This window comes from Candidatus Burkholderia verschuerenii, assembly GCF_001189365.1.
GTDB lineage: Bacteria > Pseudomonadota > Gammaproteobacteria > Burkholderiales > Burkholderiaceae > Caballeronia > Caballeronia verschuerenii.
Window position 1 is genome coordinate 25,044 of the sequence record NZ_LFJJ01000176.1, and the last position, 21,985, is coordinate 47,028.

Genomic DNA, 21,985 nt, shown 5'->3' on the forward strand with positions numbered 1-21,985 from the left:
CCTCGACCCGACCCATTACGGAACGATGGTGCCGTGATTGACTCCGGCAATATTGCCGACAGGACCGGCGCCCGCCACCGCCGCGGAACTCGACGAGTGCTCGATCGTGCCGTTGTTGAGGCCGACGATACCGCCCGTCGCCCGCGTGCCCGTCGAGTCGACAAATCCGTCGGTATGCACGTTGGCGATCAGCCCGTCGTTCACGCCCGCCAGCGCGCCGAGATACGTATTGGCCGCGTCGACGTTGACATACAGATCGAGGTTGCGAACCGTGCCGCCCGAACCGATCCGCCAGAAGAGACCGACATCGGCATCGTCGGACTTGTCGGCCTGCTCCGTGCCGTTGTGTTTCCAGTTCGTGATGATATGGCCCATGCCGTCGAACTGTCCCGTGAAGGCCGTGCGTGACGCCTGGCCCAGCACGGGAAACTGCGAGGTGTCTTTCAGATCGGTCGTGAGCGCGCTGCCGAGCGCGTAGGTCCCGGCCATGTCGTTCTGTATCTTCGACAGATCGTCGAAATTATTGACGAGCTTATACGCCGTCACCTGCGTCCTCAGCCCGCTCGAAGGCGCGGGGCTCCATGCGGCATTCGAGCGGATGGTACCGGGCGTCCACTTGCCGGTCATGTCGTACAGCGCGGAGACGATGCCGGTCCTCAAAGGCCGCGAATCGCGCGCGCGGCAATGGCTCGCGAGCTTCGATCCGTCCCTGGGCATCGACGACACCACGCGCCTCGTCGTGCGCTAAAAGGCGAGCGGCGGCGCGCCCGTGGCCGAACTGTTCCGCGCCGGACGCGGCCCGGTCACGCTGATTCTCTGGGCGATCAGCTTCATGAACCTGATCGATGTGTACTTCCTGTCGAACTGGCTGCCCACCGTGATGCGCGACGCCGGTTATTCGCCCGGCATGGCCGTGCTGGTTGGCACGCTATTGCAGACGGGCGGCGTGATCGGCACGCTGATGCTCGGCTGGTTTATCGAGCGCTTCGGCTTCGTGCGCGTGCTGCTGGCGTGTTTCTGCGTCGGCGCGGTGTGCGTCGGGATGATCGGCGGCGTCGCGCATGTGCAGCTCTGGCTGTTCGTCGCGGTGTTCGCGAGCGGCTTTTGCATCGTCGGCGGTCAGCCCGCGGTCAATGCGCTCGCCGGTAATTACTATCCGACGGCGCTGCGTTCGACCGGCATCGGCTGGAGTCTGGGCATCGGGCGGGTGGGATCGGTGATCGGCCCGCTCGTCGGCGGACAGATGATCGCGCTCGGCTGGAGCAACGTCGCGCTGTTTCATGCGGCGGCCGCGCCGGTGGCGTGTTCAGCGCTGCTGGTCGTGGTGCTGGCGTGGGCGCGGCGGGAGAAGGGCGGAATGGTGCGAACGGCGTGAGTCGTCAGGCGATGCGACGGCGCAGCGCATCGCGCCGTTCCCACCACGCTGCCACCAGAAACGCCAACGCCGCGACCGTCAGCACGGCGATCAACGCATCCGCGCCGACGCGCCGCATCAGCGCGCCCGCGACGATCGGGCCGCCGAAGCTCGCCACGCTCCACGACGCGCCGACGATCGCCGTCGCCGATACCAGAGCCGCGCCGCGAAAGCGTTCGCCGCACGCGACGATCGACAGCGTGTAGACGCTGCCCGCCGCCGCGCCGATCACGAACAGCAGCGGCCAGCAAATCCACGGATACGCCACCGCCCACGGCAGCCACGGCAGCAGCACCGTCACGACGACGCCCGCGTCCGCATGCACCTTCGCGCGCCCGATGCGGTCCGCGAGCCAGCCGATGGGGAACTGCATCAGCGTGTCGCCGAGCAGGATCGCGGAGGCGAACAGCACGCCCACTTTCGCGTCGATGCCGTGCGACATCGCGAACAGCGGCATCAGCGAGAGCGCGAGCGTATCGAACAGCGCGAAAAATCCCGTGCCGATGACCAGCGCCGGCATGCGCGGCAGCACTTGCCGCCAGTCGCCGTGCTCGCCTTCGTCGGCATCGAGCGCGTGCGGAGAGACGCGGATCATCGCAAGCGCGGGCAGCGCCAGCAGAAACACCGCGCCGCAGATCGCGAAGCGCATCGACGTCCAGTCGCCGATCGCGCTGATCAGCACCGGACCCGTCATCTGGAACAGCGTGAAGTCGGTCGCGTAGATGGCGACGACGCGCCCGCGCGTGGAGTCGTCGGCGAGTTGCGTGACCCAGGCTTCGCCGATGGTAAACAGCAGCATCAGCGCCGCGCCGCACAGGAAGCGCAGCGCGGCCCACAGCCACAGGTTGGTGGAGAATTGCATCGCGATGGTCGCGAAGGCCGCGACGATCACCGTGCCGACGATGGTCTCGCGCGCGCCGTAACGCATCGCGATGCGGCTCGCGATCGGCGCGACGGCGAGGCCACCGCCTGCCTGCATCGCCGTCATCAGGCCGGCGACGTCCGAGCCGTGACCGGCTTGCGTCAGCGCCAGCGCGGTCAGCGGCAGCGTCGCGCCGAGGCCCAGCCCGACCACGGCGACGCTCAGAATCAGCGCGAGAAAATCCTTCGAGAGAATGCGGTTCATCGACCGCAATTTACCGCAGCGGACAAAAGCAGCGCACCAGAGATCAGGCAGCTTGTCCGATCGACAACCGTCGCGCGCGCTTGTCGAGCGTCGCGGACAACAGCGTCAGCGCGAACGAGCAGGCCGCCATGCCGATGCCGACCCACGGCAGCGCCGTCAACGGCGCGCCCGCGCTTATCACGCAGCCGCCGAGCCACGCGCCGGTCGCGTTGCCGAGGTTGAACGCGCCCTGATTGAGCGTCGAGGCGAGATTCGGCGCGTCGCTGGCGCGGTTGACGATCAGGATCTGCAATGGCGGCACGATCGCGAACGCCAGCACGCCCCACAGGAAGATCGTGATCGACGCGGAGACGGGCTCGTGCATCGTGCCGGCGAAAATCGTCAGGATCACGACGATCGCGATCAGGAACGACAACAGCGAGCGCAGCAGCTTCCAGTCGGCGAGCTTGCCGCCGAGCGTGCTGCCGACCGTCAGGCCGAGACCGAACAGCAGCAGCACGTAAGTGACCGCATGCGGCGAAAAGCCCGTGACGTCTTCGAGGATCGGCGTGATATACGTAAACACCGAAAACAGGCTGGCCGACGCGAGCACGCTGATGCCGAGCACCATCAGCACTTGCGGGTTCTTCAGCACGTCGAATTCGCGCAGGATGCTGGTTTCGCGCATCTCGATATGCTTCGGCAAACAAACCTGCAACGCGTCCGCCGCGACGAGGCCGATCAGCGTGACGACCCAGAAGGTTGCGCGCCATCCGGCCGCCTGACCGAGCGCGGTGCCGAGCGGCACGCCCAGCACGTTGGCAAGCGTGAGGCCGGTGAACATCAGCGCGATGGCTTGCGCGCGGCGATTCGGCGCGACGAGATCGGCGGCGACCACCGAGCCGATGCCGAAAAACGCGCCGTGACAGAACGTCGTGACGATGCGCGCGCCCATCAGCACCCAGTAATTCGGCGCGATGGCGCACAGCAGATTGCCGACGATAAACACCGCGATCAGCCCCATCAGCGCCTTTTTGCGCGGCATCTTCGCGGTGACGATGGCGAGAATCGGCGCGCCGAGCGCATAGCCCGACACGAGCATGCCGGCGGCGGGAATCGTCACGCCGGGATCGCGGGCGACGTTGGGCAAGAGGCCCATGATGACGAATTCGGTCGTGCCGATGCCGAACGCGGCAACGGCGAGAGCGAGGAGCGGAAGAGGCATGGGGAGCGCGCGGAGTGTCACGCTTAAGGCGCGTCGTCGGGCTGGCGGCGCAGGCCGTAAGGCGGATTACAGATACAAGCTCGGATTCTACCTAAACCATTTTTGAGATGCCGGTAGAAACCCTAAGTGTTGCCGGGCCGCGCGATACTGCGCGGCGAACGATATTTTTAAGGAAGGGCGCGGCGGCGCAGGAGTTTTGCGTCATGTCGCATCAAGCACGATGGATGTTTCGCGCGAGGCGGCGTCGTGGTCAGATCGTTGCGCATGAAACATCAGTAGATTGTGCCGGCTACTGTTGGAAATTCGCAGCAACTTATTGATCCGCATCAAATGAAAAAAATTCTGTTTGGGCTAATCGCCGGTCTGTGTGTCGCCGCCAATGTGCAGGCGCAGAGCAATGCGATGGGTCCGTTCGCGACGCCTTCGGGCGAACTGCAATTCGTGCGCGACGATCGCGATTTTGTCGCCACCTACGACCGGCAGATTTTCGATCGCTTCGACGCGAAGACGCTGGCGCATTTCGACGCGCCGGCGGATGCAAGCGGCAAGCTCGCGCGCACGCTCGTGCAGACGGAAGCCGGTCCGGTGCTGTACGACTTCCGCCGCAATCCGCCGCTGGTGCAGCGCACCGGCAAGCGCATGACGGTGCAGCGCGTGTTCTGGCAGGGCGAAGAGGTCGTGATGCAGGGCTCGCAGGGCTGGTATCGCTTTCAGCGCGGCGCGCTGACGAAGCTCCAGTCGTCGACGTCCATCTATCACTGAGATCTATCACTAAGGCGCGCTAAGACGCGCGCACGCCGAATACGCGTTCGCTCGCGACGACATACACCGCCTCGCCGCGCGCGTCGTCGTTGATTTCGAAGCCGCCGGTGAACGCGCCGAACGCCGGCAGCACGCCCGCGCGCGCACCGAAGCGAAAGCACGGCAGGCGCGCGCTATCGACCCGCGTCTTCAGCCGATACACCGGATGCTCGTGACCCGCGAGCGCGTACGCATCGTCCACTTGCTGCGGATGATGACAAAGCGCCCACGGCCCCAGCCGATACGGTTCCTTCACCAGTTCGATGCCGAACGACGCCGGCAGCGCGCCCGCGTGCCGGTCGTGATTGCCTTCGACCAGCACCAGCCGCAAGCCGCGATGCTTCTCGCGCCACGCTTCGAGCGCGCGCAGGGTTTCGTCGGCGTGGGATTCGCGCGCGTGCAGAAGATCGCCGAGAAAGACGACGCACGCGGGCTTGTGCGTCGCGATCAGCGTATCGAGACGCGCGAGGGTTTCGCCGGTCGCGCCCGCGGGCACCGGAATGCCGCGCGCGCGAAACACGGCGTCCTTGCCGAAATGGGCATCGGCGATAAAGAGGGTCATCGCGCGCGGATCGAATGCCGCGCGTTCTGCCGAGAGCACGAGCGCGTGCCCGTGTAAGTCGATCGTCAGTGCTTCTACCGCCATGTTGCTCCTATGATTGCGCCGCTTTTTCCAGATCCGCCAGCATACGCTCGACGCGATCCGCGAGCTTTTCGGTGCTGACTTTCTCGCGCAATCGCCCGACGATCAGCGGAAAGGCGAACGGCGTCGGCTTCTTCGGATGCGTGAGAGCGAGGCGGCTCGCGCTCATGCGTTCGAGCGCCGCGCGCAATCGGCCGAGTTCGAGCTCTTGCAGCATCACTTCCTGATCGGCCTGCGCGAGCAGCAGATTGTCGCTGTCGTGCTTGCGGAAGACTTCATAGAACAGTCCGCTCGATGCCTGCAATTGCCGCGCGCTTTTCTGCTGTCCCGGATGCCCCTGATAAATCAGCCCCGACACGCGCGCGATTTCCCGAAACCGCCGCGCCGACAACTCCGATGCATTGAGGCTCGCGAGAATGTCGTGCTCCAGATTCTCCGGCGAAAACAGGCCGTCGGCGATCAGCGCGTCCCAGTCGAACGGGCGCGCCGACAGCAATTCGAAGCCGTAATCGTTCATCGAAATGGAGAAGGTGCTCGGCTGATCGCGCGCGACGCGCCAGCCGATCAGCGAGCCCAGGCCGATATGCGCCATGCGTCCCGCGAACGGATAGCAGAAGAAATGATGCCCTTCGCGCGAGCGCACGCTTTCCACGACCAGCACGCCCGGTCCCGGCAGCGCGGACCACTTCGCCTGCAAGTCGAGCAGTGGTTTGACCGCGCGCATTTCCGGTTCGTCATACACGCCGTCGCTCGCGCGCGCGAGCATAACGAGCGCCGCGTCCGACAGTTCGGATGACAGCGGCATCTTGCTGCCGGGCCATGAAGGCATCGCGCCGCGCGAGGAGGTCGCGCGCTTCACGTAGGCGGTCATGTCGCGCACGCGGATCAGTTCGAGCGTGCGTCCGCCGAAGGTGAAGACATCGCCCGGTTTCAGACGCGAGATGAAGGTTTCCTCCATTGCGCCGATGCGCCCGCCCGTCATATACGCGACGTTGATGGTCGCGTTGGAGACGATGGTCCCGACATTGTTGCGATGCTGCCGCACCAGATCCTCGCGCGGCACGCGATACACGCCGTCGTCGCCCTTCACGACGCGGTGATAGTCCGGATACGCCGCCAGCGACGCGCCGCCGCGCTCGACGAAGGCCAGCGCCCAGTCGAATTCCTGCTGCGTCAGATCGCGATACGCGTAGGCGGTGCGCACTTCGTCGAGCATGTCGGCGGACGTGAAACCGCCGCCGATCGCCACGGTGACGAGATGCTGCACAAGCACGTCGAGCGGCTTCAGCGGCATGTCGCGTCCTTCGATGCGATGCTCGCCGATCGCCCAGCGCGCCGCCGCCGCCTCGACGAGTTCGAGCGCGTGCGTCGGCACGATCGTCACGCGCGAGACGCGTCCCGGCGCGTGGCCGGATCGCCCGGCGCGCTGCATCAGGCGCGCGACGCCCTTCGGCGAGCCGATCTGAAACACGCGATCGACCGGCAGAAAATCGACGCCGAGATCGAGACTCGACCTGCAGACGACCGCTTTCAACTGGCCGTTTTTCAGACCGAGTTCGACCCAGTCGCGCACTTCCTTATCGAGCGAACCGTGATGCAGCGCGATCAAACCGGCCCATTCCGGACGCCGCTCAAGCAGCGCGCGATACCAGAGTTCCGCCTGCGAGCGCGTGTTGGTAAAGACCAGCGAGCTTTGCGCATGCTCGATTTCATCGGCGACGGGACCGACTTGCCGCACGCCGAGATGGCCGCCCCACGAAAAGCGTTCGATGGTGTCGGGAATCAGCGTATCGACGACCAGCGTTTTCGGCTGCGCGCCCTGCACGACGACGCGCCGCGTTCGCACCGGATGCAGCAGCGCATCGTGCGCGAGCGCGAGATTGCCGAGCGTCGCGGACAAGCCCCAGATCTGCACGTCGGGACGCCAGCGCGCGAGCCGCGCGATCGCCAGTTGCGTCTGCGTGCCGCGCTTGTTGCCGAGCAGTTCGTGCCATTCGTCGACGACGATCATCCGCACATGCGCGAGTTCGTCGCGCGCGTTGGCGCGGGTCAGCATCAGCGTGAAGCTTTCGGGCGTCGTGACGAGCGCCGATGGCATGCGCCGGCTTTGTCGCGCGCGTTCGCTCGATGAGGTATCGCCCGTGCGCAGTCCGACCGTCCACGGCACGTTGAGCGACGTGACGGCGGTTTGCAGCGCGCGGGCGGTATCGGCGGCGAGCGCGCGCATCGGCGTGATCCAGAGGACGGTGAGCGGTGCGGCGGTTCGTTCGCTCGCTTTTGTTTTCGCTTTTGTCTTGCGACGCGGCGGTCCTGCAAACGCGGCCAGCGCGCCGAGCCACACGGCCCATGTCTTGCCCGCGCCGGTCGTCGCGTGCAGCAGGCCGCTCGCGCCGCGTTCGACTTCGCGCCACATGTCGCGCTGAAACGGGAAGGGCGTCCAGCCGCGTTCGGCGAACCATCGCGCGATGCGGTCTTCGATGGGCTTGGCGGCTTTCGCTTCGTCGTAGTTCAGCGGCGCGGGCTTGAACAACTCGGCGGCGGCATCGAGTTTCGCTTGCGCCGCTTTCGTGCGCGGAATGCGTCGCGGGCGCGGATTGCGGCGCTTCGTCGGCGTATCGGCGATATCGTCGGCGCTCATGCGATGGCCTCGTCGAGAAAGCCTTTGAGCATGGCGAGCGTGTCGGCGTCGTCGATCGATTTATCCGTGCGCCAGCGCAGCATGCGCGGAAAGCGCACCGCGATGCCCGACTTGTGGCGCGGACTCGCCTGAATGCCTTCGAAGCCGATCTCGAAGACGAGCGTCGGCGTGACGCTGCGCACCGGCCCGAACTTTTCGACGGTCGTCTTGCGCACGATCGCGTCGACTCGGCGCATCTCTTCGTCGGTGAGGCCTGAATAGGCCTTGGCGAAGGGCACGAGCGTGCGCACGCCATCGGCTTCGTCCCAGACGGCGAAGGTGAAATCGGTATAAAGGCTTGCGCGCCGTCCGTGGCCGCGTTGCGCGTAGAGCAGCACGGCGTCGATCGAATACGGATCGATCTTCCATTTCCACCACGTCCCGGACGCCTTCGTGCGGCCGACGCCGTACATCGACGCGCGCTCCTTCAGCATCAGACCTTCGACGCCGCGCGCGCGGCTTTCGTCGCGCAGCACGGCAAGCGCCTGCCAGTCCGATGTGGCGACCATCGGCGACACGCGCAGCACATCCACCGCCAGCGATCGAGCCAGCGCATCGAGCTTCGCGCGACGCGTGTGCAGCGCGTCGGTGCGCAGATCGCGGCCGTTTTCTTCGAGCAGATCGTAGGCGAGCAGGGCGGCGGGCGAATCGGCGAGCACTTTCTTCGTCAGCGACTTACGCGTGATGCGCGGCTGCAAACGCGCGAACGGCAGCGGCGCGCTCGCGCCCGGTTCCCACGCGAGGATTTCGCCGTCGATCACGGTGCCATCGGGCAAGGCTTCGCCCAGTTGCGCCAGCTCCGGAAAGCGTTCGGTGACGAGATCCTCGCCGCGCGACCAGATCCACACGCGGCCGCCGCGCTTCACCAGTTGCGCGCGTATGCCGTCCCATTTCCATTCGACGATCCAGTCCGACGGATTCCCGAGCGTCGCCGGATCGGTCTGCAACGGATGCGCGAGAAAGAACGGGTAAGGCAAGCCGAGATCGCTTTCGTGCGGCGTATCGACATCTTCGCCCGCGGATTCCGGCGCGATCAGCCGCAGATAACGCGCCGCGCTCGGCGCCTGCCGCGAATCGGTCCAGCCGACCATCCGCTGCGCGATGCGTTTGTGATCGACGCCCGCGACCTGCGCGAGCGCGCGCACCACCAGTTGCCGCGCGACGCCGACGCGAAAGCCGCCGCCGATCAGCTTGGTCAGCAGAAAGCGCTCGCCCCAGTTCAGTTCGTCCCAGTAGCCGAGCAGGCGTTCGCGCAGTTCGGCGGGATCCGCGCCGCGCAGCGTCAGCACGCGTTCCTCGATCCATTGCGCCAGCCCGAGTTCGGATTCGCGCGTGGCGGGCGGCAGCACATGCGCGATGGTTTCCGCCAGATCGCTGACCGCCTGATACGACTCCTCGAACAGCCATTCCGGCAAGCCCGAGTGGTCGCGCGCGAAGCCGATCATCAGACGCGTCGGCACCGACTGGCGCGGTTTGCCACCCGCCAGAAAGTACGATGCCCACGCCGCGTCTTCCGGTTCGGCGGCGGAGAAATACGCGATCAGCGCTTCGAGCTTTTCGTTGGTCGACGTCGTGGCGTCGAGCGCGGTATAGAGCGCGGCGAAGCGTTTCATGTCGTCGGGCGCTCCGTGGTTTCCGCGGGCGATGCATCGGGGCTTCGACGACATCGTCGCCGTATTCGGTCTGGAACGCGCTCGCGTCGAGTCCTTGCTCGCGCAGCCATCGCACCATCGGCTCGATCTGGCCGTGCGTGACGATCACGCGTTCCGCCTGCGTCGCGCCGATCGCCAGTTGCAGTCCCGGCCAGTCCGCATGATCCGACAGCACGAAGCCGCGATCGACGCCCTTGCGACGCCGCGTGCCGCGCAGCCGCATCCAGCCCGAGGCGAAGGCGTCGCTGTAATCGCCGAAGCGTCGCATCCACGTGCTGCCTTGCGCGGACGGCGGTGCGACGATCAGCGCGCCCTTGAACGCGGCCTTGTCTTTCGCGGCGATATCGCTGACCGGCCGCGTGTCGGGCAAGGCCACGCCCGCTTCGCGATACGCGCGATTCAACGGCTCGACCGCGCCGTGACAGAAGATCGGACCGATGCCCGCATCGACGCTGGCGAGCACGCGCTGCGCCTTGCCGAACGAATAGCAGAACAGCACCGACGCGCGTCCTTGCGCCGCGTTATGCCGCCACCATGTGTCGACGCCGTCGAACACGACTTGCGACGGATCCCATCGATAGATCGGCAGGCCGAAGGTCGATTCGGTGATGAAGGTGTCGCAGCGCACCGGTTCGAAGGGCGCGCAGGTCGGATCGGGCTCGACCTTGTAATCGCCCGATGCGACCCACACGCGCCCGCCGTGCTCGACGCGAACCTGCGCCGAGCCGAGCACGTGACCGGCCGGATGCAGCGATACGCGCACACCGTTCACGTCGATTGCTACACCGTATGGCAGACCTTGCACGTCGATATCGGGCAGACGCGAAAGCAGCACGCCGCGTCCCGGTTCGGCGCACAAGTAATGTGCGTGACCGAAACGCGCGTGATCCGCGTGCGCATGCGTGATGACGGCGCGCTCGACGGGCCGCCAGGGATCGATATAAAAGCGGCCCGGCGGACAGTAAAGCCCTTCGGGACGCGCGACGATGAGGTCAGAAGAGTTGTCCACTTATCGTTTGCGTGACAGCCGCGTGAAGCCTGAGCCTGCGGGCGTTGTTGCTGTGTTCGTTTCGGGCAACAAAAGCATGTGACGTGCCCGTCATGGCTCTTTCACGTTTGACGGCTAGGGTGTAAAAGTTTAATTGGCCTTAGCTTCTGTTTAGTGAGGCTGTACGCGAGTCGAGCGCGCACGGGGCGCGCGAACCGCAGTTCTCTTTAGATGCCGAACATGGACACGATGGTTGCGCCGACCGCCGCAGAAGCGGTCTGGATCGTCAGGCTCCAAAGCCATCCCCAGTATGACTTCGTGCGCCTGAAGCGGGTATTTCCCGAGGTGGGAGCACGTCATCAGGTCGTGCTCGTCGATGTGCGCAAGCTGCTCGCGTGCGCCGATCGCGACGACACCGACTACGTGCTAAAAGGCGTCGACGACTGGCATGCCGGGAAGGTGCGCGGCATCCGCGAGTTCCTCGATCCGGATAATCCCCGCGTGCCGGAAATGCCTTACGTGACCATCACCGCGCGACGGTCGGGCGGTTTGCTCGGCCTGATCGGCGTGCATCGGGAAGGCGTGGTCGCGTTTCGCAACGGGCAGCATCGCGCGCGCTACATGGCGCACGCGGGCGCGTTATGCATGCCGGTGGAAGTGCACGAGCGCGAAGCGGATCTGCTTCGAGAGATGTGCTCCGCGCCCGATAGCTCGGACGCGGAATACGGCGAACTCGTTTAAGAGTCAGGCGTCGACGATGTTGCGCGGCGCGCCCGAGACCCACGCCTGCACGTTGCCGAGCGTGGTTGTCGCGATCTCGATGAGCGCCTCGCGCGTGAAAAACGCCTGATGCGCGGTGACGATCACGTTCGGGAACATCAGCAGACGCGCGAGCACGTCGTCCTGCAGCAGATGATCCGAGTGATCCTCGAAGAACAGGCCGCCTTCTTCTTCATACACATCGAGTCCGAGATGCCCGAGCTGGCCGCTCTTGAGCGCGCCGATCAGCGCACGGCTTTCGACCAGTCCGCCGCGGCCGGTGTTGATGAGCATCGCGCCGCGCTTCATGCGGTTGAGCGCGTGCTCGTTGATCAGGTGATAGGTCGACGGCAACAGCGGACAGTGCAGCGAGACGACATCCGAATTGGCGAGCAGTTCGTCGAGTTCGACATAACGCGCGCCGCGCGCGAGCAGATCGTCGGCGGGTTTGCCGGGATCGTAGCAAAGCAGCTGCATGCCGAAGCCCGCCATGATGTTGCCGAACACGCGCCCGATGATGCCCGTGCCGATCACGCCCACGGTCTTGCCGTGCAGATCGAAACCGAGCAGTCCGTTGAGCGAGAAATCGCCTTCGCGGGTGCGCGCCACCGCGCGATGCAGCCGCCGGTTGAGCGTGACGATCATGCCGAGCCGTTTCGCCGCATTCAGATCGACGTGATTGAAGCCCGCCGAACGCAGCGCGATCACGCGCGTGCCGCCTTCGTGCAGACGTTCGAGCACGGCCTCGTCGACGCTGTCTTTGACGAACGGACAGACGGCCGTGAATCCTCTCGCGAGGATGGCCGTCTCGGCGTCCAGATGCGCTTCCTGAAAATCCAGCTCGATGCCGAACGACGTGTTCGCCTGCGCGAAGGTGTCGGCATCGTACTGACGTGCGCTGAAGAGAATCAGCCGGGTGGGATTCGAGGCGGTCATGTTGGTTGGCCAGTCCGGTCGGGTCGAGTGACGTGTACTGGCCAACCTGAACCGCTACGCGGCCAGTGACGCGCGATCAGTGAGCAATGGCTTGCGCCGCGCTGGAATTCGTCGCCGAATTGAACGGAGGCGGCGGCTGCCGGAACACTTCGTCGGGCTTCGCGGCGGCGGTGTTGATTTCCTGCGTCAGCTTTTCCAGAGCATAGTCGATGAAGAACCGGGTCTTGGCGGGCAGATATTGACGGCCGGGGTACACAATCGACACTTTCATTTCCGGATCGTCGATGGAGTACTCGGGCAGCAGGCGCACCAGCGTGCCGTCCTTGAGGTCGCCCGCCACGATGCCTTCCGGCAGGATCGACACGCCCATGTCGCGCAGCGTGGCGAGCCGTACCATCAGCGCGCTGTTGACCGAATAGACCGGCGTGAGCGTGACCTGATCCGACGAGCCGTGTTTGTGGCGGAAGTGCCAGGACGAACTGCGGATGTCGTTGGGCAGGCCGACCGTGGGCATGTTCTGCAGATCGGCGGGCGCGGCCGGCAGCCCGTGTTCGGCGATGAACGTGGGCGTGGCGACCGGCACCAGCGCGTTCAGCCCGATCGGACGTTCGACCAGCGCGGTGCTCGTCACCATGAATGCCGTGACGATTTCGACGTCATATCCGTCCTCGACTAAATCGACATGTCTTTCAGCGAGCGTGAGCCGGACATTAACTTTTGGATACTGTTTTCTGAATCCATCGATTAATGGCGTGAGTGTCAGTAACGATAGTGCGCTTGAAGCGACCACGCGCAGGGTGCCGCTCGGTTCACCCTCCGTATGCGTGACAGTCGATTCGAGATGATCCAATTCTTCGAGTAATGCACGGCAGCCTTCCAGATAACGCGTGCCTGCTTCCGTCAAGGACAGGTTGCGAGTGGTGCGATTAATCAGGCGGGTTCTCAAATGCGCTTCGAGCATGGCAATTGCCCGGGTTACCAGCGCATTGGAGACATCGAGTTGTTGCGCGGCGCGACGAAAACTTTCAGTGTCCGCGACGCGAACGAAGACGCGCATTGCGTGGATCTGGTTCATCTTGTTGCCCTCTCGGTTTGTGCCATCTTCGGTCATCGACTTGGGCCCTGTATGACGGGCGTGTCGACTTTTTGAAAAGCTCGTGTAGCGGATAATATTGACACCCTGACGATATTGCAATATCAGAATCAACATGCCTCGAAAAGAGCAAAAGTTACCGAAAGAGCAGATTATTGCGATGTTGGGGTCGGTGAGAAGAAATCACTTTTGCGGCGGGGCGGCGAGGAAGAAAGGATTCTGTCATCGGTTCCGATGTATGTTAAACCACCATTTATAAATACAAACCGCGGACGATAAATTGTTATTATGAAAGTTGAGGATTTGCTTAATTTGGTTGATCGTGCTGGGGCCGTACGTAATATATCAGCAGCAATAATTAACTTGAAAAAGAGAAATCAATCGTCCTACTGTTCGAGATATTTGAATTCGATATAAATGCATTTCACGTTGTATATAGGATGGAATAACGGCGGCGAAATATATTTTTGGAAAGGCGCGAAATCATGCTATGGCATTTGCTTGCGACGCAACCAGAAATCGCGCTATTCGCGAGTCTCGCGATAGGCTTCTTCATCGGATCGTTCAAATTCGGTCCCATTCAGCTCGGCGGCGTATGCGGCACGCTGATCGTCGCGCTGATTCTCGAGCAAAGCGGCGCGCGCATCTCGCCGGATCTCAAGAATATTTCCTTCGCACTGTTCATATTCGCGCTCGGATTTACGGGCGGCCCGCAATTCTTCGCCAATATCGGCCGCGGATGGCGTTACGGCGCGCTGTCGCTGGTCGAAGTCGTCGTGGTGGTCGCGCTGGTGCTCGCGGCCGCCACGCTGCTCAGGCTCGATGCGGGCACCGCCGCCGGCTTGCTTGCGGGCGGCGCGACGGAATCGGCCGTGATCGGCACGGCGTCGGAGGCGATCGGCCGGCTCGGGCTGGACGCGGCGCAGACCGCGCGTTTGCAGGCCAACATCGTCACGGCGTACAGCGTCAGCTATCTGTTCGGGCTGGTCACGATCGTGCTGTTTTGCAGCCAGATCGCGCCGCTGATCCTGCGCGTGAATCTGCGCGACGAAGCCGAACGCGTCTGGCGCAAGCTCGGCGGCGACGGCGCGCTCGCCGAAGGCCAGTCGCTCGCGATGCCGCCGCTCGCCGGCCGCGAGCTCAAGGTGACGATGGCGTCTGGCGAAAGTATCGGCGATCTGGAAAAGCGCTTCGGCAACAACATCAGCGTGCAGCGCGTGCTGCGCGACCGCTCCGTCATCAAGGCGCAACCGACGGTCGTGCTGAAGGAAGGCGATCGCATCGTGATCGGCGGCGGCGCGAGGCGGTGATCGAGGCGATTCCCGTCATCGGCGAGGAAGTGTTCAACGGCGGCGTGTCGGATGTGTTCGTCAAAAAGCCGATGTGATGCTGACGCGCCGCGAGATGCACGGTCTCACGCTCGCTCAGGCGCGCGCCCGCGCGACGCCCGCCGAAGGACGCGGCGTGTTCGTCGCGGCGGTGACGCGGCTCGACAGCACGATTCCCGCGCTGCCGAACACGCAGGTGCATCGCGGCGACGTGCTGACGCTGGTCGGCAACAAGGAGGACGTCGCGCGCGGCGCGGCTCGGTTACATCATCCGCGCGACGCAGAAGACCGATTTCGTGTTTCTCAGGCTCGGCGTGCTGATTGGCATCGGCATCGGAAGGCTGTCGGCGAACGTGGGCGGCGTCGAGCTCACGCTCGGCACGGGCGGCGGCTGTCTGCTCGCGGGACTGCTGTTTGGCTGGATTCGCTCGCGTCATCCGCTGATCGGCTCGCTGCCGTCGGCGGCCGCGCAGATCATCAAGGATTTCGGGCTGTGCACGTTTATCGCGGCGGTCGGTTTGTCGGCGGGCGCGGATGCGCTGCGGCTGATCGCGAGTACGGCGTCGCGCTGCCGGTGGCGGGCATCGTCATCACGCTGGGGCCGGCGCTGGCGTCGCTGTTCGTCGAGCGCGTGCTGCTCAAACTCGACGTGCCGATGCTGCTCGGCGCGATCGCCGGCCAGCAGTGCAGCACGCCCGCCATCAGCGCGTTGTCGGGCGTGACGGGCAATGCGACGCCGGTCATCGGCTACACCATCACGTATGCGCTGTCGAACGTGTTGCTGCCGTTGCTCGGGCCGCTGGTGGTCGGGCTCGTCGCGAAGATCGGATGAGACGTGACAAGGGGACGTCATGGACTGGTTGCACCAGATTTTCCAGAAGACGCCTGAAACCGCGCTGTTTCTGTCGCTCGCGGTGGGTTATCTGATCGGGCAGATCAACTTCGGCAAGTTTCAGCTGGGCGGCGTCGGCGGATCGCTGCTGGCGGCGGTCGTCGTGAGTCAGGTGGGCGTGCAGATCGACAACGGCGTGAAATCGGTGATGTTCGCAGTGTTCATCTACGCGGTCGGCTACGACTCGGGGCCGTAGTTCTTCAATTCGCTGAATCGCCGGACCTTGCGCGAAATCGCGATGGCCGTGTTTCTCGCGGTGTCGGCGCTCGTCACGGTGATCGTCTGCGCGCGCGTATTCCGGCTCAACAAGGGACTCGCGGCGGGATTGGCGGGCGGCGCGCTGACGCAATCGGCGATCATCGGCACGGCGGGCGACGCGATCGCGCGGCTCGGCCTGTCGGGGCGCAGGAGACCAAGGCGCTGCAGGCCGACGTGGCGATCGCATACGCGGTGACGTACGTGTTCGGCTCGCTCGGCGCGATCATCGTGTGCGTCAATATCCTGCCGAAGTTCATGGGGCAGGGCTTGCGCGAAGCGTTGATCGAGGCGGAGAAGACGCTGGCGGGCAGCGCGGCGGGGCCGTCGGCGGGACAGGTGTCGGCGCTGCCGTCGCTGGTCGGGCGGGCGTATCGGATTGGCGTGAGCGCGGCGGGACGGACCATCGGCGAGATCGCCGAGCAGGACATGATCACGGTCGAGCGCATCCGGCGCGCGGGGCGGCCGCTGGAGCCGCGTCCGGACATCATGCTGGAGCCGGACGATATCGTGCTGGTGGTGGGACGTCGCGAGGTGATGGTCGGCGCGGCGGCGCAGCTCGGCCAGGAAGTCGCCGATTCCGACGGCATGAGCCTCGTCATGCAGAAGCGGCAGGGCGTGTTCACTAAACGCGGGATGAATCACACGACGATTGCCGCCGTGCGCGCGACGGTCGATCGCGACATACGGCACGGCGTGTATCTGCAGGAGATTTCGCGCGTCGGCATGCCCTTGCCGGTGCTGCCCGAAACGCAACTCGAACACGGCGACGTGCTGACCTTCTTCGGTTCGCCGCAGGATACGAAGCGCGCCGTCGATGCCGCCGGTTACGAGCTGCCGTATTCGAACAAGACCGACTTCATCTATATGGGCGTGGGGATCGTGATCGGCTTGCTGCTCGGTCTGATCGTCGTGCGCGTGGGCGGCATTCCGATCACGCTCGGCTCGGGCGGCGGCTGTCTGCTGGTGGGCCTCGTATTCGGCTGGATGCGCGGCAAGCATCCGATGTACGGCGTGATGCCGCCCGCCGCGTCGCAGTTGCTGAAGGATCTGGGGTTGGCCGCGTTCGTCGCTGTGGTCGGATTGAATTCGGGCCTGCAGGCGGTCGTCACGGTCAAGCAGAGCGGACTGACGATCTTTCTGCTCGGTGTCTTCGTCACGCTGTTCCCCTTGCTGCTGACGATGCTGTTCGGCCGCTACGTGCTGCGCTACGACAACGCGGCGATTTTCGCGGGCGCGCTGTCGGGCTCGCGCAGTGCGAATCCCGCGTTCGGCGGCGTGCTCGATCGCGCCGACAGCGCGGTGCCGACGGCCGCGTTCGCCGTCACCTATGCGCTCGCGAACGTGCTGCTGACCTTGCTCGGGCCGCTGGTCGTCGGGCTGGTGTGATCGTTCTGGCGTGTTCCTTGCGTTAGCTCCTTGCGCCATAATCGGCGGACGAACAAGGAGGCTACTCATGACGAATGCAAAATCCACCGTCACCTTGCCCGACGGCGAAACCATTCCGAAGCTCGGCCAGGGCACCTGGGAAATGGGCGAACGCCCGAACGCGCGCGAGGCCGAAATCGCGGCGCTGCGCGAGGGCGTCGACCTCGGGATGACGCTCATCGATACCGCCGAAATGTACGGCGATGGCGAGAGCGAGAAACTCATCGCCGAAGCGCTGGGCGATCGGCGCGACGAGTTGTTTATCGTCAGCAAGGTGTATCCGCATAACGGCAGCGAGCGCGGCGTGGTCGCGGCGTGCGAGCGCAGTTTGCGGCGGCTGCAGACGGATCGCATCGATCTTTATTTGCTGCACTGGCGTGGCGGGGAGGATTTGCCGGGCGTCGTCGCGGGGTTCGAGAAGCTGCGGCGCGATGGCAAGATTCGTCACTGGGGCGTGAGCAATTTCGATGTCGACGATCTCGAGGAACTCTTCGCGCTCGATGGCGGCGATGCTTGCGCGACGGATCAGATTCTTTATAACGTCGCGCGGCGTGGGCCGGAGTTTGATTTGCTGCCTTGGATGCGGGAGTGGCGGATGCCGGCGATGGCTTATAGTCCGGTCGATCATGCACGGTTGCCGCGTGGCGGCGTTTTGGAGGCTATTGCTTTGGCGCGGGGCGTTTCTTTTTTTCAGGTCGCGCTCGCCTGGGTTCTTCAGCAGGATGCCGTGTTTGCTATTCCTAAAGCTTCCGATGTTCGGCATGTTCGGGAGAATTTTGCTGCTCTTTCCTTAGCGCTTTCTGCTGATGAGCTGGCGCAGGTTGATCGGGAGTTTCGGGGGCCTACGCGGAAGAGGGGGCTTGAGATGCTCTGATGTCTTTCTTTGTTTTTCGGTTGGGATGTTCAGTAGCCGCCTCCCCGGCGGGGGGCACTTTCTTTGCGGCGGCAAAGAAAGTAACCAAAGAAAGCCGCTTGTCCGATCCTAAGCACCTTCTTGAGCGGCCCCGGCACAGGACTTTCTATTTGGCACAGCAGTAGCGAGTGTTCTCGCGGTTTGTCCCGTTAATGGGTCCCATGCGATCCGCGCTTTCTCGCCTACCTCGGTAACGGTCCCCTTCGGCTTACTCCGGCCTCGCTGCGCGGCCGGTTTAGGGCCGTTTGGGCCACCGGCAGATGTTCAGCGAAACGACCTCGAATATGCCATCGGTTTCTTCGTTATTCGGCCCTACCTTGGGTTGGGCTTCGATGCTTCACGCGCTTTTGGTGGCGTCGCGCAAGCTCTTCGCAACCATCTTGTACTGTGCTCGGGTCGTGCGGGCGCAGCCGACGGTTGCTTTGCTACGTTGCTTGGCTCGGTCATTTGACGCGCGTTACCTGGCTCATTGTTGAGTTTGCTTAGTCGTCAGCGCGCATTCGCGCTTGCCGGTATGGTTTAGCTTCCATTGCTTTTCCTTGCGATATGTCTGACCTCTACTCTGACCGGTCTTATCGTCGGCGCGCGTTTGTTGCGGATACGGCGGCGCTGATTCTTTTCTTCACCACGACGGGCGTGATCAATGAGCGCTTCATCGCGGGGATGAGCTGGGATCAGGTTCTGCACGCGCGCATATTGGGCGCGATTCTGATGGTTCCGGTCGGACGTCCGTATGGAATCTGGCGTGACTTCGTTATGCGCCGCGCGGGTTCTGGACACGTATCGCAACTCTTCTGGGATAGCGTCGCGCTCGTGAGTTTTCAGGTTCCCATCTACGCGGTGATAATCGTGGTCAGCGGCGCGCGCGGAAGCGGCCTGTGGCGAGGTGTCGTCGGCGCAACGGTCATGATGCTCGTACTGGGACGTCCGTACGGCGCTTTTCTCAACGCGGTCCGAAAACTCTTCGGCCTACCACCCGGCGGCGCACGCCCGATGAGCCTGAATAGCTAGGGAAGCAAGCGAAGGTCCGGCAAGAACCCAAACAAAACGACACGACTCAAACACGCGACGAAATCAGAGCACACGCCCCGAGAGCAAGCAAATCTTCATAGAAGCCCTGACCAAGGTAGAGCCGAAAAACGAAAAAACCGTCGCCTCGCAGCAGAAGTGCAAACCAAGGTAGGGCCCGACCAACGGCGAGATTGATACTGCAAAGCAGAAGTCCTGACCAAGGTAGGGCCGAATAACGATCAAACCGATGCCGCCTGTAAGGTCGTTTCGCTGATCACCTGCCGGTTGCCCGTACGGTCCAAAACCGGCCGCGCGAGCGGGCCGGAGTAAGCCGAAGGGGATCGTTACCGAGGTGGGCGAGAAAGCGCTGATCGCATGGGAACCAGCGCCCGGACAGACAATGAAGCCACTCGCTACTGCCGTGCCAAGTCTAAATTCCTGTGCCGGGGCCGCTCAAGAAGGTGCTCAGGATCGGCAAGCGGCTTTCTTTGGTTACTTTCTTTGCCGCCGCAAAGAAAGTAACCCCCCGCCGGGAAGGCGGCTACAGAATAAAAAGCCACGATAACCTCAACTACAAGCATGATGCCCATGCACCGACCCCAACACAGCCACCTCCGCCGGCGTCCGCTTAAGATCCGCCTCACTAACCTGCTTAGCATCGGCAAGAAAATCATCAACAATAGAAGACACCTGCGTATCGGTGAGACATAGAGAAACACGCTTAGTCTCGGCATCCGACAACGAAGCCCGCTGCGACAAAAAGAGCACCCCATACTGATACCCGCGCACGATCCCGCGCACCGCTCCGACACATTGCCCCTGCGCCGTGTTATCCGACTTCTGGCTGCATTGCTGCGCAAGCGAATAAGCGGAAAAGGAAGGATCGGTAGCGGGCGCATTCTGAGCCTGCGCGCTCAACGTAACCCCAAGCGCCAGCGACGCAACGAGAGCAAGAGACAGTTTCATCGCGATTGAATCCTCGTCTAACGGAACATGAATCGATGAGAGCGATTTAAGCTTCCATTGGTTCAAAACTTCACGCGGTCTGCGTCTGCAAAACGCGAAGCTCATCGACGGGAATGTGGCAATGGATCGCGTGGCCGTTGCCCGCATCGCGGCACGGCGGCGTCTTGGTTTCGCAAATCTCGCCGATCTTGCGCGGACAGCGCGTATGGAACACGCATCCCGATGGCGGATTCGACGCGCTCGGCAATTCGCCCGACAAACGGATGCGCTTCGCATGCGTCCCGTCGATCGATGGCACCGACGACAGTAACGTTTCGGTGTACGGATGCTGCGGCCCGTCGAACACATCGGCGGCCGCACCCAGTTCCATGATGCGCCCGAGATACAGCACCGCGATGCGATCCGACAGATAGCGCACCACATGCAGATCGTGCGAAATGAACACGTAACTGACGCGCCGCTCGCGCTGCAAATCCGCAAGCAGATTGAGAATCGCGGCCTGCACGGAGACGTCGAGCGCGGAGGTCGGTTCGTCGCACACGACCACGCGCGGATCGCCCGCGAAGGCGCGTGCAATCGCGACGCGCTGCTTCAACCCGCCCGACAACTGACGCGTGCGCTGGCTCAGATAACGCTCCGGCAAACGCACCGCTTCGGTCAGCTTCTGCAGACGCTGTTCCTTCGCGTCGCTGTGCAGCGCGGCCAGCTTCGTCAGCGATCGCGCGATCAGTTGGCGCACCGAATGCGCGCGGTTCAGCGCCGAATCGGGATTCTGGAACACGATCTGCAGCGACTTCACCTGCTCCTCGCTGCGATGCGTCACGCGCTCCGGCAAACTTTTGCCGTCGAGTTTGAGCATCGCGCCCTTGTCCGGCGCGACGAGCCCGAGCGTTTCGCCCTGCACCAGATCGAGCGATACATCGTGCACCGCGCGCACGTCTTCATCGCCGACGCGGAAGGTCTTCGACAGATTGCGCGCCGATAGCGCGAGCGCCGGTGCATCGAGCGGGGCGACGGGCACGGGCGCTTCGTCGGTCGCGCGCGGCAGACTCTCGGCGCGCTCGTGATAGTGACAGCGCGACATCTGATCGCCGTGCGCCGCCGCAATGCGATAGGGCGGCGGCGCATCCTTCTGGCATCGCTCGTCAGCGAGTTTGCAGCGCGCCGCGAAAATGCAGCCCTGCGTCACGGAACCCGGCAGCGGCAAGGAGCCGGGAATCGTGTCGAGACGGCCGGTTTCCTTCGCGCGACCTTCGCGCGGCAGGCAGCGCAGCAGGCCGACCGTGTAAGGATGACGGGGCTTGGCGAACACATCGGCGGTCGTGCCTTCTTCCACGAGTTTGCCCGCGTACAGCACGCCGACGCGATCGCACATGCGCCCGATCACCGCGAGGTTGTGGCTGATGAACAGCACCGCGGTGCCGAGTTCGGCGCGCAGTTGCGCGATCAGATCGAGCACTTCGGCTTCGACAGTGGCATCGAGCCCGGTGGTCGGTTCGTCGAGAATCAGAAGTCCGGGATTGCACGCGAGCGCCATGGCGATGGCGACGCGCTGCTGCATGCCGCCCGACAACTGATGCGGATAACTGTCCATCACCCGTTCCGGCGATGCGATCCGCACGCGCTTCAAGATATCGGCGGTGCGGGCGAGCGCGTCCTGCGCCGATGCGCCCGATGCCTCGAACGCCTCCGACACCTGCCGCGCGATCGTCAGCGACGGATTCAGCGCGCGGCCCGGATCCTGATAGACCATCGAGACGGCGTTCGCGCGCATGTCGCGCAGCGCGTCGGCATCGAGCGAGGCAACGTCGCGCTCGCCGATGGCGATCTTGCCCGCCTTCACGCGTCCGTTTCGCGGCAAATAGCGCAGCACGGCGAGCGCGGCGGTCGACTTGCCGC

14 protein-coding genes and 4 pseudogenes are annotated in these 21,985 nt (G+C 64.0%); 7 read left to right on the forward strand and 11 right to left on the reverse strand.

The window, feature by feature from the left end:
* Positions 1 to 15 precede the first annotated feature (15 nt).
* Entirely contained in the window at positions 16 to 660 is a 645-nt protein-coding gene (locus BVER_RS23115; RefSeq protein WP_232316720.1) for a M26 family metallopeptidase, read from the reverse strand.
* On the opposite strand from BVER_RS23115, the pseudogene BVER_RS23120 reads away from it, so the two are divergent.
* A pseudogene (locus tag BVER_RS23120) lies at positions 653 to 1,375 on the forward strand (MFS transporter); the annotation flags it as partial. The gene BVER_RS23115 and the pseudogene BVER_RS23120 sit on opposite strands and share 8 nt — an antisense overlap.
* Before the next feature lie 4 nt (positions 1,376 to 1,379).
* Here BVER_RS23120 and BVER_RS23125 read toward each other — a convergent pair.
* Positions 1,380 to 2,540: an MFS transporter gene (locus tag BVER_RS23125; RefSeq protein WP_050455272.1), complete on the reverse strand. Its 1,161-nt coding sequence runs from the start codon at positions 2,538 to 2,540 to the stop codon at positions 1,380 to 1,382.
* Positions 2,541 to 2,583: 43 nt separating this feature from the next.
* Complete coding sequence (locus BVER_RS23130; protein ID WP_050455273.1) at positions 2,584 to 3,744, reverse strand: MFS transporter; 1,161 nt, start codon at positions 3,742 to 3,744, stop codon at positions 2,584 to 2,586.
* A 330-nt stretch (positions 3,745 to 4,074) separates the two neighbouring features.
* Between BVER_RS23130 and BVER_RS23135 the strand changes: the two genes are divergently transcribed.
* Positions 4,075 to 4,506 carry a hypothetical protein gene (locus BVER_RS23135; protein WP_050455274.1) on the forward strand — a complete coding sequence of 144 codons (432 nt, stop codon included), beginning with the start codon at positions 4,075 to 4,077 and terminating at the stop codon, positions 4,504 to 4,506.
* A gap of 19 nt (positions 4,507 to 4,525) precedes the next feature.
* Here BVER_RS23135 and pdeM read toward each other — a convergent pair whose 3' ends face one another.
* The 4 genes and pseudogenes from pdeM to BVER_RS30520 all read right to left on the reverse strand — a co-directional run.
* Complete coding sequence (gene pdeM / locus BVER_RS23140; protein ID WP_050455275.1) at positions 4,526 to 5,191, reverse strand: ligase-associated DNA damage response endonuclease PdeM; 666 nt, start codon at positions 5,189 to 5,191, stop codon at positions 4,526 to 4,528.
* A gap of 7 nt (positions 5,192 to 5,198) precedes the next feature.
* Entirely contained in the window at positions 5,199 to 7,826 is a 2,628-nt protein-coding gene (locus tag BVER_RS23145; RefSeq protein WP_050455276.1) for a ligase-associated DNA damage response DEXH box helicase, read from the reverse strand.
* Positions 7,823 to 9,478 carry an ATP-dependent DNA ligase gene (locus tag BVER_RS23150; RefSeq protein ID WP_050455277.1) on the reverse strand — a complete coding sequence of 552 codons (1,656 nt, stop codon included), beginning with the start codon at positions 9,476 to 9,478 and terminating at the stop codon, positions 7,823 to 7,825. The genes BVER_RS23145 and BVER_RS23150 overlap by 4 nt, the downstream gene beginning before the upstream one ends.
* 40 nt (positions 9,479 to 9,518) lie before the next feature.
* A pseudogene (locus BVER_RS30520) lies at positions 9,519 to 10,526 on the reverse strand (ligase-associated DNA damage response exonuclease); the annotation flags it as partial.
* 210 nt (positions 10,527 to 10,736) lie between these two features.
* On the opposite strand from BVER_RS30520, the gene BVER_RS23160 reads away from it, so the two are divergent.
* Positions 10,737 to 11,246 carry a plasmid fertility inhibition factor family protein gene (locus BVER_RS23160; RefSeq protein ID WP_050455279.1) on the forward strand — a complete coding sequence of 170 codons (510 nt, stop codon included), beginning with the start codon at positions 10,737 to 10,739 and terminating at the stop codon, positions 11,244 to 11,246.
* Between the two features lie 3 nt (positions 11,247 to 11,249).
* Here the strand turns inward: BVER_RS23160 and BVER_RS23165 are convergent, their stop codons facing one another.
* Positions 11,250 to 12,200, reverse strand: coding sequence for a 2-hydroxyacid dehydrogenase (locus BVER_RS23165; protein ID WP_050455280.1), 951 nt, complete (start codon positions 12,198 to 12,200; stop codon positions 11,250 to 11,252).
* A 76-nt stretch (positions 12,201 to 12,276) separates the two neighbouring features.
* A complete protein-coding gene (locus BVER_RS23170; protein WP_050455286.1) occupies positions 12,277 to 13,275 on the reverse strand; it encodes a LysR family transcriptional regulator in 999 nt (332 codons plus the stop codon).
* 503 nt (positions 13,276 to 13,778) lie between these two features.
* Here BVER_RS23170 and aspT (BVER_RS35780) point away from each other — a divergent pair.
* The 4 genes and pseudogenes from aspT (BVER_RS35780) (at position 13,779) to alaE (ending at position 19,120) form a co-directional block, all read left to right on the forward strand.
* Positions 13,779 to 15,453 (forward strand): annotated as a pseudogene (gene aspT, locus BVER_RS35780) (aspartate-alanine antiporter).
* A 19-nt stretch (positions 15,454 to 15,472) separates the two neighbouring features.
* Positions 15,473 to 17,157, forward strand: a pseudogene (aspT, locus tag BVER_RS23180) (aspartate-alanine antiporter).
* 67 nt (positions 17,158 to 17,224) lie between these two features.
* Complete coding sequence (locus tag BVER_RS23185; protein WP_050455281.1) at positions 17,225 to 18,070, forward strand: aldo/keto reductase; 846 nt, start codon at positions 17,225 to 17,227, stop codon at positions 18,068 to 18,070.
* Between the two features lie 585 nt (positions 18,071 to 18,655).
* Positions 18,656 to 19,120, forward strand: coding sequence for an L-alanine exporter AlaE (gene alaE, locus BVER_RS23190; RefSeq protein ID WP_050455282.1), 465 nt, complete (start codon positions 18,656 to 18,658; stop codon positions 19,118 to 19,120).
* Positions 19,121 to 19,687: 567 nt separating this feature from the next.
* Here the strand turns inward: alaE and BVER_RS23195 are convergent.
* The gene (locus BVER_RS23195; protein ID WP_050455283.1) at positions 19,688 to 20,086 is read right to left on the reverse strand and encodes a hypothetical protein; all 399 of its coding nucleotides are present in this window, start codon (positions 20,084 to 20,086) and stop codon (positions 19,688 to 19,690) included.
* A gap of 70 nt (positions 20,087 to 20,156) precedes the next feature.
* A partial coding sequence (locus BVER_RS23200; RefSeq protein WP_050455284.1) for a dipeptide ABC transporter ATP-binding protein occupies positions 20,157 to 21,985 on the reverse strand: 1,829 nt, incomplete at its 5' end.

What these genes read in the sequence shown, in the direction of transcription:
- BVER_RS23130 (WP_050455273.1), bottom strand. Translation starts at nt 3,744, where the DNA reads ATGCCTCTTCCGCTCCTCGCTCTCGCCGTTGCCGCGTTCGGCATCGGC.
- BVER_RS23150 (WP_050455277.1), bottom strand. Translation starts at nt 9,478, where the DNA reads ATGAAACGCTTCGCCGCGCTCTATACCGCGCTCGACGCCACGACGTCG.
- BVER_RS23160 (WP_050455279.1), top strand. Translation starts at nt 10,737, where the DNA reads ATGCCGAACATGGACACGATGGTTGCGCCGACCGCCGCAGAAGCGGTC.
- BVER_RS23125 (WP_050455272.1), bottom strand. Translation starts at nt 2,540, where the DNA reads ATGAACCGCATTCTCTCGAAGGATTTTCTCGCGCTGATTCTGAGCGTC.
- pdeM (WP_050455275.1), bottom strand. Translation starts at nt 5,191, where the DNA reads ATGGCGGTAGAAGCACTGACGATCGACTTACACGGGCACGCGCTCGTG.
- BVER_RS23195 (WP_050455283.1), bottom strand. Translation starts at nt 20,086, where the DNA reads ATGAAACTGTCTCTTGCTCTCGTTGCGTCGCTGGCGCTTGGGGTTACG.
- BVER_RS23185 (WP_050455281.1), top strand. Translation starts at nt 17,225, where the DNA reads ATGACGAATGCAAAATCCACCGTCACCTTGCCCGACGGCGAAACCATT.
- BVER_RS23135 (WP_050455274.1), top strand. Translation starts at nt 4,075, where the DNA reads ATGAAAAAAATTCTGTTTGGGCTAATCGCCGGTCTGTGTGTCGCCGCC.
- BVER_RS23170 (WP_050455286.1), bottom strand. Translation starts at nt 13,275, where the DNA reads ATGAACCAGATCCACGCAATGCGCGTCTTCGTTCGCGTCGCGGACACT.
- BVER_RS23145 (WP_050455276.1), bottom strand. Translation starts at nt 7,826, where the DNA reads ATGAGCGCCGACGATATCGCCGATACGCCGACGAAGCGCCGCAATCCG.
- BVER_RS23165 (WP_050455280.1), bottom strand. Translation starts at nt 12,200, where the DNA reads ATGACCGCCTCGAATCCCACCCGGCTGATTCTCTTCAGCGCACGTCAG.
- alaE (WP_050455282.1), top strand. Translation starts at nt 18,656, where the DNA reads ATGTCTGACCTCTACTCTGACCGGTCTTATCGTCGGCGCGCGTTTGTT.